The 12,822-nt window shown below is 61.3% G+C and carries 15 protein-coding genes; 6 read left to right on the forward strand and 9 right to left on the reverse strand.

Annotation, left to right across the window (positions count from 1 at the left end; translation table 11 throughout):
- Positions 1-29 precede the first annotated feature (29 nt).
- From FF098_RS11185 to FF098_RS11205, 5 genes are all read right to left on the reverse strand, one after another.
- Positions 30-770: a peptidase gene (locus FF098_RS11185; protein ID WP_166426492.1), complete on the reverse strand. Its 741-nt coding sequence runs from the start codon at positions 768-770 to the stop codon at positions 30-32.
- A gap of 89 nt (positions 771-859) precedes the next feature.
- The gene (locus tag FF098_RS11190; RefSeq protein ID WP_155140501.1) at positions 860-1,666 is read right to left on the reverse strand and encodes a transglutaminase family protein; all 807 of its coding nucleotides are present in this window, start codon (positions 1,664-1,666) and stop codon (positions 860-862) included.
- 14 nt (positions 1,667-1,680) lie between these two features.
- Complete coding sequence (locus tag FF098_RS11195; RefSeq protein ID WP_205967477.1) at positions 1,681-2,613, reverse strand: alpha-E domain-containing protein; 933 nt, start codon at positions 2,611-2,613, stop codon at positions 1,681-1,683.
- A gap of 2 nt (positions 2,614-2,615) precedes the next feature.
- Positions 2,616-4,007, reverse strand: coding sequence for a circularly permuted type 2 ATP-grasp protein (locus FF098_RS11200; RefSeq protein WP_155140503.1), 1,392 nt, complete (start codon positions 4,005-4,007; stop codon positions 2,616-2,618).
- A gap of 151 nt (positions 4,008-4,158) precedes the next feature.
- Positions 4,159-4,632 (reverse strand): CC0125/CC1285 family lipoprotein, encoded by a 474-nt coding sequence (locus FF098_RS11205; protein WP_155140505.1) that lies wholly within the window; start codon positions 4,630-4,632, stop codon positions 4,159-4,161.
- A 72-nt stretch (positions 4,633-4,704) separates the two neighbouring features.
- On the opposite strand from FF098_RS11205, the gene FF098_RS11210 reads away from it, so the two are divergent.
- Positions 4,705-5,199 carry a gluconokinase gene (locus tag FF098_RS11210; RefSeq protein ID WP_155140507.1) on the forward strand — a complete coding sequence of 165 codons (495 nt, stop codon included), beginning with the start codon at positions 4,705-4,707 and terminating at the stop codon, positions 5,197-5,199.
- An 8-nt stretch (positions 5,200-5,207) separates the two neighbouring features.
- Here the strand turns inward: FF098_RS11210 and FF098_RS11215 are convergent, their stop codons facing one another.
- From FF098_RS11215 to FF098_RS11225, 3 genes are read right to left on the reverse strand one after another with little or no spacing between them, the layout of a single operon-like run.
- Positions 5,208-5,831, reverse strand: a complete 624-nt coding sequence (locus tag FF098_RS11215) for a MotE family protein (RefSeq protein WP_155140509.1) — start codon at positions 5,829-5,831, stop codon at positions 5,208-5,210.
- Complete coding sequence (locus FF098_RS11220; protein ID WP_155140511.1) at positions 5,831-6,655, reverse strand: hypothetical protein; 825 nt, start codon at positions 6,653-6,655, stop codon at positions 5,831-5,833. Before FF098_RS11220 ends, FF098_RS11215 begins: the two co-directional genes overlap by 1 nt.
- Before the next feature lie 11 nt (positions 6,656-6,666).
- Positions 6,667-7,185, reverse strand: a complete 519-nt coding sequence (locus FF098_RS11225; RefSeq protein WP_155140513.1) for a flagellar basal body-associated FliL family protein — start codon at positions 7,183-7,185, stop codon at positions 6,667-6,669.
- Between the two features lie 165 nt (positions 7,186-7,350).
- On the opposite strand from FF098_RS11225, the gene fliF reads away from it, so the two are divergent.
- Genes fliF through FF098_RS11250 form a run of 5 tightly spaced genes read left to right on the forward strand, consistent with a single transcriptional unit; the run spans position 7,351 to position 11,778 of the window.
- Entirely contained in the window at positions 7,351-8,892 is a 1,542-nt protein-coding gene (gene fliF, locus FF098_RS11230) for a flagellar basal-body MS-ring/collar protein FliF (protein ID WP_155140515.1), read from the forward strand.
- Entirely contained in the window at positions 8,893-9,474 is a 582-nt protein-coding gene (locus tag FF098_RS11235; RefSeq protein ID WP_155140517.1) for a FliH/SctL family protein, read from the forward strand.
- 9 nt (positions 9,475-9,483) lie between these two features.
- The gene (locus tag FF098_RS11240; protein WP_155140519.1) at positions 9,484-9,831 is read left to right on the forward strand and encodes a FliM/FliN family flagellar motor switch protein; all 348 of its coding nucleotides are present in this window, start codon (positions 9,484-9,486) and stop codon (positions 9,829-9,831) included.
- Position 9,832: 1 nt separating this feature from the next.
- Positions 9,833-10,615 (forward strand): flagellar type III secretion system pore protein FliP, encoded by a 783-nt coding sequence (fliP, locus tag FF098_RS11245; RefSeq protein ID WP_229714578.1) that lies wholly within the window; start codon positions 9,833-9,835, stop codon positions 10,613-10,615.
- Complete coding sequence (locus FF098_RS11250; RefSeq protein ID WP_155140521.1) at positions 10,612-11,778, forward strand: FliG C-terminal domain-containing protein; 1,167 nt, start codon at positions 10,612-10,614, stop codon at positions 11,776-11,778. The genes fliP and FF098_RS11250 overlap by 4 nt, the downstream gene beginning before the upstream one ends.
- A gap of 18 nt (positions 11,779-11,796) precedes the next feature.
- Here the strand turns inward: FF098_RS11250 and FF098_RS11255 are convergent, their stop codons facing one another.
- Positions 11,797-12,678, reverse strand: a complete 882-nt coding sequence (locus FF098_RS11255) for a TolB-like translocation protein (RefSeq protein ID WP_155140522.1) — start codon at positions 12,676-12,678, stop codon at positions 11,797-11,799.
- Between the last annotated feature and the right edge of the window lie 144 nt (positions 12,679-12,822).

Here is a 12,822-nt window from a genome sequence, read left to right on the forward strand (position 1 = left end):
AATCGGACTGCCAGTTCAGCAGCAACCCTCTAGAGGTATGGCGCAGGGGGCAGGGTATGGAAGGCGTTGCGCACGGCTTCGGACCATTGCTGGCTGAGTTCTGCGTAAGTCTCATCATCGGTCTCGATACGGCGATTGACGGCGAAGCGATATGTGTCCGTACGGATGATCGACAGGTCCAGCGGCATGCCGACCGACAGGTTTGAGCGGATGGTTGAATCCATCGACACGAGAACGGCGTTCAGTGCCTCGCTCATCGGCGTTGCCGGTGTGATTACGCGGTCAAGGATCGGCTTGCCGTATTTGTGTTCGCCGATCTGGAAGTACGGCGTGTCTTCCGTCGCCTCGATGAAATTGCCCGCAGAGTAGATCAGGAACAGGCGCTGCATGCCGCCGGCTCGCTGGCCGGTCAGGATGATCGAGGCATCGGCTGCCTCGCCCTGGGCCTGGAGCGTCTCACGGTGGCGGTCCTGCATGTCGCGCATATAGTCGCCGACTAGCTGGGCGACGCGGAACATGGAATCGACGTTGAGGATCGTCTCGACGCTCTCGCCCTTGGCGGCCTTGTTCAGGTCGCGGTCAATGCGGGTGATCACCCCCTGGGTGATCGACAGATTGCCGGAGCACATCAGGCAGATGACGCGCTCGCCCGGTGCCTCCCAGCTGAACATTTTCCGGTAACGGGAGATATTGTCGACCCCGGCATTGGTGCGGGTGTCGGACAGCATGACGAGGCCCTCGTTCAGCCTCAACGCAACACAATAAGTCACTGGCCCTGTTCCTTTTCGCTGCAGCCTGCCCGGCTGCGCCTACTCGACCTTCTCAGGCAAACGGCGAATCGCCGCTGCAGTGCAGTATATTACTGCTGTGACTGGCCAATCGCTACGGAAACTTCGAGCGATTCCTTCGTTTCCCCGAGCACATTTCCGCGAATGGGCGAGGCGCCAAAGGCGTCGAGGCCCGAACATAGTCGTACATAACGCTCGGTCGGGCAGAGATTGTGGGACGGATCGAAGCCGACCCAGCCAATGCCGTCGACATGGGCCTCGGCCCAGGCGTGGGTTTCCAGAAGCTCCTCGGTCTCTTCCTCCATCTGGAGATAGCCGGTGACATAGCGGGCCGGCACCTCTGCGGTGCGGGCAGCGGCGATGAACAGCTGGGCATGATCCTGGCAGACGCCCTTGCCGTCTTTCAGCGCATCGGCAGCGGTCGTGCGGGCGCTGGTAGAACCGGTGAGATACTTCACCCGCTCATGGATCAGGCCCATCAGCGCATGCAGGCGGGACAGCGTGTCGTCACCGGTCGCCTCGCCCATCAGCGCACGGATCGCTTCATCCGGTTCGGTCAGCTCGGTTTCGCGGATATAGATGCCCGGCGGGGCAAAGCCCGGCATGCCGCGCACGATGCCATTAGTCTCCCGTGTGGAGACGATGCCCTCTGCCGTGATGGTAAGCTGGTCGAGTGCGTCTTCTGAGCTCCACAGCGCCTCGCGGTCGCCAAGGTCGGAAAAGACCAAGGGCGAGACTTCCTCGTCATTGACCGTAACTTTCCAGCTTTCGACCTGCTGGCCTTCATGATCGACCGGAAAAAGCTTCAGCCGCAGTGCGACGCGCAGGGCGGCGGGATCATAGGAGTAGGTGGAAAGATGCCGGATGCGGTGTTCCATCGCTGTCTCCTCTGTCAGAAATGATAGGCGTCGGAAATCTCGTCCGACAGCCGGTAGGTGGTGCCAATGGCGCCCATGATGAATTCGTGCAGGCCGGACTGGAAGATCTCGCCGAGATCCTTGGTGCTCAGCTTTTCCAGCATCGCGTTTGCCGTCTCGCTGCACTGGTGGCTTTCACCATAATGTTCCGCAAGCCGATCAAGATGCAGGCGGATACCGCCATAGCAGAACTTCAGCGAGCGCGGGAACCGGGACGACAGGACGAGGAAGTCGGTGATCTTCCACGGGCTGTAATCGCCGTCGTAATTATGGTGATAGGCACGGTGGCCGGACAGGGCGAGCAGGATGGAGCGCCACTGGTAATGGTCGCGTCCGCCGCCGACGACCTCTGTTTCAGGCAGCAGCACGTAATACTTCACGTCGAGCAGGCGCAGGGTCATGTTGGCCCGTTCGATATAGGCGCCCAGATGCAGGAAGTCGTAGCGGTCATTGCGCAGCATGAAGCCTTCCGTCGCCCCGCGGAATGTCGCAGCGCGGGTCTTCACCCAATCAAGATGGTCACCAAGATTCTTGCGCGCCTCGCTGGTGGTCATTTTCTCGAACCGGCGCCAGCCATCGTTCAGGGTCTCCCATTGCTGCTGGGTCAGCGAGGTACGCACGGCCCGTGCATTGGCGCGGGCGCGTTCAAGGCAATAGCGCACGGAGGTCGGATTGTCCGCAGACAGAAGAAGGGTCTTGACGACGCGTGCCTCGCTGACGGTCTTGTCGCCATCGACGGCATCGACAGCGCCGGCGGCCATCATGACCGACCGCCATTCGTTGGATTCCTTCGGTCCGGGCAACAGCGCCATGCGCTGGCCCATCTCGATCAGGCGTGCGGTCGCTTCGGCCCGTTCCATGTAGCGGGCAAGCCAGAAAAGATTATTTGCGGTACGGCTCAGCATCATTGTTATTCCGACAATACCCAGGTGTCTTTGACCCCACCGCCCTGGGAGGAGTTGACGACGAGCGAGCCCTTCTTCAGCGCCACCCGGGTCAGCCCGCCGGGCACAAGGCGCGTTTCCGCGCCGACGAGGCAATAGGGGCGGAAGTCGACATGGCGGCCGCTCAAGCCTTCATCCCCCATGGTCGGGGAGGTCGACAGGTTAAGCGTCGGCTGGGCGATGAAATTGTCCGGGTCCGCCTTGATACGCTCGGCATACGCCTTGCGCTCTTCTTTCGTGGCTTTCGGGCCGACCAGCATGCCATAGCCGCCGGAGCCGTGGACTTCCTTCACGACGAGGTCTTTCAGATTGTCGAGTACATGGGCGCAATCGTCCTGTAAGGCGCAGCGCCATGTCTGGACGTTTTTCAGGATCGGTTCCTCGCCCAGATAGAAGCGCACCATGTCGGGCACGAAGATATAGATCGCCTTGTCATCGGCGATGCCGGCGCCGGGTGCGGAGCACAGCGTGACATTTCCGGCACGATAGGCATTGAAAAGCCCTTGCACGCCGAGCATGGAATCAGGCCGGAAGGCGAGCGGGTCGATATAATCATCGTCGATACGGCGATAGATCACGTCGACCTGTTGCGGGCCGCGGGTCGTCCGCATCCAGACTTTCCCCTCGTCGACGAAGAGATCGCCGGGTTCGACCAGCTCGATGCCCATCAGGTCGGCAAGATAGGAATGTTCGTAATAGGCGCTGTTGAACGGCCCGGGCGTCAGGAGCGCGATACAGGGGTCACCCTTGCACGCGGGCGGCGCGACCTCGGCCAGGCTTTTCTTCAACTCGTCGGGATAGGTGTCGACCGGTTCGACCTTGGCGCGGGAGAACAGGTCCGGGAACATGCGCATCATGATTTCCCGGTTCTCCAGCATGTAGGAGACACCGGAAGGGGTGCGGCAATTGTCTTCCAGAACCAGGAAATCTTCCGCGTCCGTGCGCACGATGTCGACGCCGACAATATGGCTGTAGACCCGGCCCGGTGGTTCCACGCCGATCATTTCCGGCAGGAAGGCCTCATTACGATATACAAGATGCTCCGGGATGATCCCGGCACGCATGATCTCGCCGCGGTGATAGATGTCGTAGAGGAAGGCGTTGAGGGCGCGGGCGCGCTGCTTGACCCCGGCGGAAACGCGGCGCCATTCGGCGGCCGAGAAGATGCGGGGGATCATGTCGAACGGGATCAGCCGTTCCGGATCGCCGCCCTCGCCATAGACGGCGAAGGTGATGCCGATCCGGCGGAAAATGGCTTCTGCCTCTTCCCGGCGCATGTTGAGAAGGTCGATGCCGGTTTTCTCGATCCAGCGCGCGACATTGCGATAGGGCCGTCTTGGCCCCGCCGGATCACCCATTTCATCAAAAAATGCCGTAATGGCCTATTCCCCTGTTTTTACGCTTCTGCACTGCCCTGAAATGATATGGCAGATTGTGCCAAATCTTGTTGCACTACAGCATTAAATTATTGCCAAATCAATGACTTCCAAAAGATCGGGCTACTGGATATCAGCCCGAGATGTTTGCGAGCACGGCATTCGCGTCATAGGTGTTGGGGCGCTCAGGCCGCGGGCCATTGCCCATGACGATTTCCAGACGGACCAGCGTATTGCCGCTGGAGGCCGAACCCAGGCCGAAGCCAATGCCGCCGCCAAGCGATACGCCGCTGCCATAGGAGCCGGTGCCGCCACCAATGCTGACGCGGGAACCGGAATTGGCATTGGTGTTCATGTCGGCGCTGCGGTTGACCACTTCGAACCAGTCATAGCCATTATTGGCCGTCAGCTGCGCCGCACGACGCAGGGCAAAGCGGTCTGCCGCTTCCTGCGAGGAGGAGCGATAACTGACGCGATAGCGGTTCGACTCGATGGCGAAATCGCGATAGCCAAGCGCGTTTTCCGTCTGCGCCGGCTGGTAGACCGGTACGCTTGTCGCACAAGCGGACAGCAGGGCCGTCGCGGCAAAAAGGATCAGATATTTCATAAGGCCCTTCCTCCAGTGTTCTCTATCTAACATATTGGACGCCAAAGGGTTCGGACCACAAGCAGAGGGTGCATGAAGAAGCTGTATACCGTGATGGGCGTTTCAGGCAGCGGCAAGAGTACGATCGGTGCGGCGCTGGCCGCGCGGCTGGGCTGGCCGTTCCATGAAGGCGATGACTATCACCCGAAGGCCAATATCGAAAAGATGACCGCTGGTACGCCGCTGACCAATGATGACCGCAAGCCCTGGATTTCGATCATCACCGGGGCGATGAACGAGGCGGGTGAGCCCTGTCACATCCTGGCCTGCTCGGCCCTGTCAGACGCCGTGCGCATCTGGCTGGAGGATGGTTTCGACGGTGAGGTGACTTTCATTTATCTGAAGACCGGCAGGGAAGACCTGCGCCACCGGCTGGAGACACGGCCCGGGCATTTCTTCAAGGGCTCAATGCTCGACAGCCAGCTCGCCGCGCTGGAAGAGCCGGAGGCAGGCGGCAATGTGATTGTCGTCGATTCAAGCCAGCCGGTGGACGACCTCGTTGCCGAAATCGTCAGGCGGATCGGCTAGTTGCAGCGCTAATTGCTCAGGGCTTCGCGGTAGCCGGCATTGCGGTTGGCGAGGACGACGGAGATGGAATAGGCCTTCTCGGGTTCCATCCCGGCCATGATCATCCCGGCATTGGTTGAGTTCATGATGCGCAGGAAGCCGGCGGCGAAGGATGGGTCCATCTGGTTGAAGATCTTGCTCGCCTCGGCCGGTTTCATGTTTTCGTACATGGCAGCGAGATGGGTGATGTCCTGGTCGGACTCTGCCTCGATCGCAGCCATGGCGGTGGAAAGCTTGTCGTTCATCTGGTCGAGCATGGCCATGCGCTCCTCGACCCGGGTCTCGACAGCTTCGAGGCTCTTCATGCGTTCGGCATAGGCGTCCTCGCGCTCCAGCAGCTCTGTCTCGCGCTGCTTGATGGCGGCGAGCATCTCGCCGGTGGCGCAGACTTCCTCGTTGAAGAATTCCGTGGGCGTCTCGATTTCTTCCAGCAGAGAACGGCTCTCGGGCGCGGACTCCGGTGGCCGGGCAACCAGGTCCTGGGCAAGGGTCATCACGGCCGTGCCGGTGTTCGACATGCTCATGGCAAAGGATCGCCCGATCATGGACAGGGCGAACAGGCTGGCGAGAACGAGCAGGACATTGTTACGCATCACGCACTCCTCTCAATCGGCCCCTTGGCAGGGGTGTCATCTTCGTCGTCGCTGTCATCCTTGTCAGAACTGCGTTTCGATTTCGTTTCGGCCTCGTGTTCGCGCCGGGCGGCCGCGAGGGCTTGCAGACGGCTGATATGCGCCGTGAACGGATTGGTCGGTCCTGCGTCTTCGATCTCTTCTTCGGATTCTGGTGCCAGGGGCTCGAGCGTAGTCGCGTCGATCTCTGCAATGGTCTCGCCCTTTGCTGCCGGCGTCTGTGCAAGTGTCTTGTCGCTCGCATCTTCATCGATGCTGTAGCGCATCTTGAGCGAGGCGATCTCCGAGACGAGGGCCTGGCGCTCGCGCGTGTCGCGGGCGATGGTTTCGGCTTTCTCGTCCAGCGCCAGCGTGTCGGCGTGCAGCCGGGCCGTGCGCTGGTTGATCAGCTCGATGACACCGGCAAGGTCGCTCGCTGTCTTCTTTGCCTCTTCCAGAAGCGGCTTGATCGCGGCAACGGCATCGTCCTGCATGCGCGTCGTCTCGTTGGCGGCGCGCCGGGTGGAGCGGTGTACGGACTCGATCAGGTCATCGACCAGCGGCACCGACTTGTCGATATCGCTGAGCAGGCGCGACAGCTTGTCGGCAGACTGGGAGGCAGACAGTTTTGCCTCCTGCGCGGCGATGGAGGTTTTCGAGATCGCCTCGGACAGTGAGACGATCGATGCACCGAGGCCTTTCTTGAGGTCCTGCAGCGCCTTCAGCCGTTTGGACAGCAGCCAGCAATACAGGCACGCAGAGCCGGAGACGAGCAGCAGCACGATGTCGAGTATTGTATCAAGCATGCAACGCCTCCCTATCTGATGACGAAGTCCGTGATGAGCACACCACGCACACTCTGGTTGCCGAGGATCACTTCCGCCCGGCGCTGTAGCTGGGCGCGCAGGCGGATGATCGAATTCGGGTCTTCGATGTCCGCTACTTCCAGCGCGCGCAGATAGCCGGTGAAGGCATCGCGCAGCTTGGGCTGGGCGAACAGGATGCTCTCCTGATCGGCTTTCGCCGTTTCCAGCGTAATGCCGATTCGCAGGTTTCTCGACGATGCATCCTCGCCGAGGGTAATGATCATCGGCTCCATTTCGATGAAGGTCAGCTCTGACAATGGCAGCTCGGGCAGCATCGTCACCTTCGTGCCTGCTGCGTCCGCTGCCGGGCACTCTGCCGTGCCGCTGGATCGCGCTGGCATGAACCAGACCGTGCCGAACGCCGTACAGCCAAGCACGACGGCCAGCACGAGCTGTGTCATCAGCCCGCCGCCCTTCTTCTTGCCCGGTTCTTCCGGCTTGTCGTTTTTATCGGTGTCCGTCTCAGCCATACATCACGAAGCAGGCAAGGCTCCGCCCCAAGCGTAATACTTTGTTAATCTATGTGCTGTGTCGCACCGATTGGTAAACCATCTGTTAACGCTTTCTTCGTAAATCTTAACAAAGTGCAAATTTTTGTTGGGAGCTTTCGCGCAAATCGTGAAAGTGATTAGGGCATGAAGGGTCTTTTCGCCGCCTGGCAGTCGCTACCGCTGACCAAGAAAATCATCTCCGTGGCCTCGGTCGCGGTGACGGTTCTCTTGCTGGGCTTCTTTGCGCAGCAGGCATCAAAGCCTGAAATGGCGCTGCTTTATTCCGGGCTGGACCCGGCGGCAGCCGGCGAAGTGGTGATGGAGCTGGACAATCTCGGCGTTGCCTATGAGGTGCGTGGCGAGACGATCTATACCGATGCCGGCAAGCGCGACCAGTTGCGCCTGCAGCTCGCCCGGGAAGGCCTGCCGCGTCAGGGCACGGCGGGTTACGAGTTGCTGGATAATCTCAATTCCTTCGCGATGACGTCGGAAATGTTCAACACCGCTTACTGGCGTGCCAAGGAGGGTGAACTGGCCCGCACCCTGTCGGCGATGCCGGGCGTGCGCGCGGCACGGGTGCATATCGGCGCGTCCAAGCAGTCTTCGTTTTCCCGGGCGCAGACGGCTTCTTCTGCCTCCGTCACCGTGACGACGACGAGCGGGATCGAGGCCAAGGAAGCCAAGGCGATCCAGTATCTGACCGCGCTCGCCGTTGCCGGACTGTCGCCGAACGATGTCGCTGTCATCGACACCCAGTATGGCGTCGTCGCCGGGCCGGGCGGCATGGAGGAGGGCGGTGCCCTGTCCGATGAAAAATCGCGCGCTGACAAGGTCGAGCAGACACTGGTCTCGCTGCTGGAAGCCTATGTCGGTGTCGGCAATGCCCGCGTCAGTGTGGCGATGGAGCTGGACCGCCAGCAGGAGGCAACGTCGGAGCGCGTGATCGATCCCGACAGCCGGGTCATCAGGAACCGCAATGCGACGGAGATCAGCCAGAACTCTGCCGGGTCCGATCCTTATGTGTCCGTCGGCAACAATATCAACGAGGAAGATACGAGCGAATCGACGACCTCGACGACCCGCAACGAAGTGACGGAAACCGCCGAATACGACATGTCGGTTCTTCAGCGCGAGACGCAGAAACTGCCTGGCGGGATCACCAAGATGACCGTCGCGGTACTGCTGAACGAGCGCGCCGTGCCGGATGGCGACGGTAATGTCGTCAACGAGCCACGCACCGAAGCCGAGCTGAACAATCTGCGCGAGCTGGTCGCTGCGGCTGCGGGTATCAACGAGACCCGCGGCGACGTGCTGACCGTCAAGAGCATGCCGTTCACTCTCGTGCCGGAAATCGACCAGCCGGTACCGGCAAGCCCAATGGAAGAATTCCTCGATCGCTATCTGTGGAGCGGTATCCAGGCGGCTATCCTCGCCGTTGTGGTGCTGATCCTCGGCCTGTTCGTCGTGCGCCCGCTGCTGACACAGCGCGCCGGCGAGGAAGGCGCGCTGCAACTGGCCGGCGCCGGCCAGGCACCGATGCTGACGGCTGTCACGGAAGAAGTCGAAAAGGAACCGGAGAACCCGGTCGACCTCTTGAAGGCGATCACGGCGCAGAAACCGGAAGATGCCGCTGTCCTCCTGACCGCCTGGCTGGAGCAGGAAGAAGAACGGCGGGAGGCTGTGTAGATGGAACAGGCCCTGCGCGACAAGCTCGCCATCTTTTCACACAACGCAGAAGCGCCGCGCCCGGAAGAAGTGCGCCGCAACGAAAAGACCCGCTCTGCCGCCTATCAGGATGGCTACAAGGCCGGCATCGAAGAAGCGCAGAAAACCGCCGCTGACAAGACGACCGAGATAGAAGCGATCATGCGGACCTTGCCGGGCATGGTCGAGCAGCTGGCTGCCGATATCGAGGCGAGCCACGCTCGCGCCGTCACCGCCGCCCTGAAAGCGGCGTTGCCGCGCCTTGCCGACAAGGCCGCCGCCTACGAAGTGCTGGCAGTGATCATGGAAACGGCCCGCGGCGACGGCAATGGCACGGTCGAGGTGCGCGCCTCCATTCCGTTCTCGCAGGAACTGGCTCCCATTCTGGCGCAAATCACTTCACAAACGAATATCCGCCTCGTTCCCGACAGTGGCCTCAATGGCTATGCGATCCGCCTGTCATGGAACGGCGGCGGCGGGGAAATGGATATCTCCGGCATGATCGACAAATGCCTCGGTCTCATCGACCGCGCCCTTGTCGATCCGGGTACGCCGGAGCGGTAAGGAGAAGGTATGGCAAATCCGGTTCAACCGGGCGCAGGCCAGGGAAGCGATGACGACGCGCCCTTCGTGGAACGGCGCGAGGAATCGGCCGAGAATAGCTACAAGAGGTCGATCTATTCGATCCCGGTGGACGTTCACGTCACCATCGGGACGGCCCGGCCGACAATAGCAGAGTTGTTGAAGATGCGCCGCGATTCCCTGATCCAGCTGAACGCCAAGATTGACGACCCGGTCGAGCTCTATGTTGACGACCGCGTGATCGCCCGTGGCGAGCTGACGGAAATCGAAGGCTCTGACGGGCAGCTCGGGGTCCGGCTGACGGAGATCGTGGATATTTCCGAAGACAAGTTGAAGTAGGATGACGCTGCGCTGGGGCACCATAGGCATCACCATGATCGGGGTGCTGATCGCTTTCGCGATGATGCAGGGCGCGCTGGCGCAGGACGCCATGCCGGACCTGCCCGGTGTCTCCGACCTGATGCCGGAAGACGGGGAAGGTGGCGAGGGCCGCCTGTCCGCCCGTGTCGTCCAGCTGTTCCTGCTTGTTACCGTCCTGTCGCTGGCCCCTGGCCTCGCGATGATGATCACCTGCCTGCCGTTCATGGTGATCGTGTTCTCCTTCCTGCGTCAGGCGCTGGGCCTGCAGGCGGCACCGCCCAACATGATGATCATGGCGCTCGCCATGTTCCTGACCTTCTTCGTGATGGAACCGACTTTCCGCCAGGCCTGGGACACGGGGCTTGAGCCATACATGAATGGCGACATGGAGGAGCAGCGCGCGATCGAGAACACGCTCGACCCGTTCCGCACCTTCATGCAGACCCGCGTCGATCCGGAAACCATCAGCCGCATCGCCGGGGCACTGCCTGACCGCCAGTTCGACAATCTCGAAGAGCCGCCCATGTCGCTGCTCGTCACCTCCTTCATGCTGTCGGAGATCAAGCACGCCTTCCAGATCGGCTTCGTCATCTTCCTGCCCTTCCTGATCATCGACCTTATCGTCGCGTCGATCCTGATGGCGATGGGCATGATGATGGTGCCGCCGGCGATCGTCTCCCTGCCGTTCAAGCTCGCCTTCTTCGTCATGGCCGATGGCTGGGTGAAGATCACCGAGGCCTTGTTGAGGGGGTATATGGGATGAGCCAGAACCCTGTCGGCAAACCGATTGCTCAGGGCACCCGCACACCGGCGGTGCGGGCCAGCAACCGCAACCCTGCAGCCAAGGCAGATGACCCGGAAGGGCGGCTTGCCCGCGCGCAGGCCGGTGCACGGGCGCTGACGCCGCAACAGCGCGCGGCAATCGTTATCGCCTTGCTGGGGCCGGAGAATGCAGGGCCGGTCGTGGAAAAGATCGAGGACCGGCATTTAAAGGCGTTCTACCAGTCCTATGAGGGGCTGTCGCGCATTCCACGCGAGGTGTTGCTGGCGACTGTCGCCGATTTCGTCGCAGAGCTGAAGAACCTCAGTGGTACGCTGAAGGGCGGCAAGGAGGAGGCGCGCGAGCTGACAGCACAGCTGTTCGACTCCGCCCGCTCGGCCCGGATCTTCGGCGGCGATATCAATGCCAAGCCGAAAGCCGATATCTGGCTGCGCCTTGCCCGTGAAAAGGCGGTCGACCTTGCCGTCTATCTGCAAAAGAAACGTGCCCAGATCATCGCCATCGTACTGGGCCAGATGCCCAATGCGCTCGCCGGCGAAGTGCTGGCCGAGCTGCCGGAAGAGCTGACCTCGGATGTCGTGCGTCGCCTGTCCAAACCGGTCAAGGTCGACGAGGCAACGCTGGCAGCCCTCGGCGATGTGATGGAAGCGGAGTATTTCGTCGACGACACCAGTGGCGGCGACACCACGACCGACAATCCGCTGGCGACGGTCTCGTCCATCCTGTCTGTCCTGCCCGGCAACAAGCGCGACACCATCCTGAAATTCCTCGCCGACAAGGAACCGCAGGAGGCAGAGCGCATCCGCCAGACCATGCTGACCTTCGAGGGGCTCGCAACCCGCATCAGCCGCACATCCGTGCCGACCATCTTCCGTCAGATGGAGCCGGACCAGCTCTTGATGGCGCTGAAGCTTGCCGCGACCAACGCGCCGGACACGCTGGAGTTTTTCTACGCCAACGTCTCAAAGCGCATGGTCGAGCAGTACAAGGAACAGATAGAGGAACTCGGTCCGGTCAAGAAAAAGGACGCGGAGTCCGCCCAAGCCGCGATGATGAGCCTGATTGCCCGCCTCGAGAAAGAAGGCGAAATAGAGCTGATCCGTCAGGAAACGGAAGAAGAAGGCGACGAGGAAGAGCGGATCTAGGCCCCGCTCCACCGGGTATCAGCCTGGCAGTTCGGCGCGATAGATTGCGCGCCCTGCCTGGCCTCCGCGTTCCGAGGTGAAATAGAGTGTCTTGCCTTCATTGCCGATGTAAGGGGCAAACTCGGCGCTGTCAGGGCTGTTGATCGGCTCGGGCAGGGCGGTAAATTCCGTCCAGCTGTCATCGATATTCCGCCTGCTGACATAGAGGTCAGGCTCAGGACCCGTCGAGGCAGACACAACCATAAGATTGCCGTTCGGGGCGATCGCCGGGTTGGACAGGCGCAAGTCCGCAGGCAGGGTGGCGATGGCTTGGGGTTCTGCAAAGCCGTTCCCGTCGCGTGCCGCCAGCATGATCTGTGTCGGCCGGTCGCGGCCCTCGCCCTCGCCGAAACGGGCAAAGGCGAGCGTGCCGTTCTCGGCCTCGCTGACGAAGACCTCGTCACGGGGAGAGTTGATGAGGTCGCCAGCGTGGGCCGGCACCGACCAGCCATCGCCCGTCCATTCCGCATACCATGTATCCATGTCGGCTTCAGCCGCGTCCGTCGCGCTTCCGGGGCGGGGCCGTGTCGAGGAGAAATAGAGCCGTGTCCCGTCGCGGCTGACGAACGGGTCGACGTCAGGATAGCGGGAATCGGAAAAATGGATCGGCGAAGAAGGCCCCCATGCGTCGCCGTCCTTCCGGCTGACCTGGATAAAGATTTCCCCGCCCTCGCCAATGCGGTTGAAATAGGCGGTCCGGCCATCGGGACTGAGGGAGAAGGCGAATTCCGGTGCCTCTGTCGAGATCGTGCCGTGCCCGACGACCTCCGGCTCGGCCGGTGTTGCAGGTCCTGAGGCAATATTCTGACTGCAGGCGGCGAGCAGGCTTGTCGCGAAAAGGCTCGAGATTGCTCTGGTCATGATGTTCCCTCACGTTTTTGCCGAAGCTAAGGGTGCCAGGTCTTGCGGCAACACGATTACGTCCAGCGGTTACCTTTGCATGTTCAAGGGTGCGCCTGATTGCTGGTGTGGTGAAAGGCAGGAACGTGAAATAGGCAAAAGAAT

The sequence above is a fragment of the Aquisalinus luteolus genome (assembly GCF_009712425.2).
In the GTDB taxonomy this organism is placed as follows: Bacteria; Pseudomonadota; Alphaproteobacteria; order Caulobacterales; family Parvularculaceae; genus Aquisalinus; species Aquisalinus luteolus.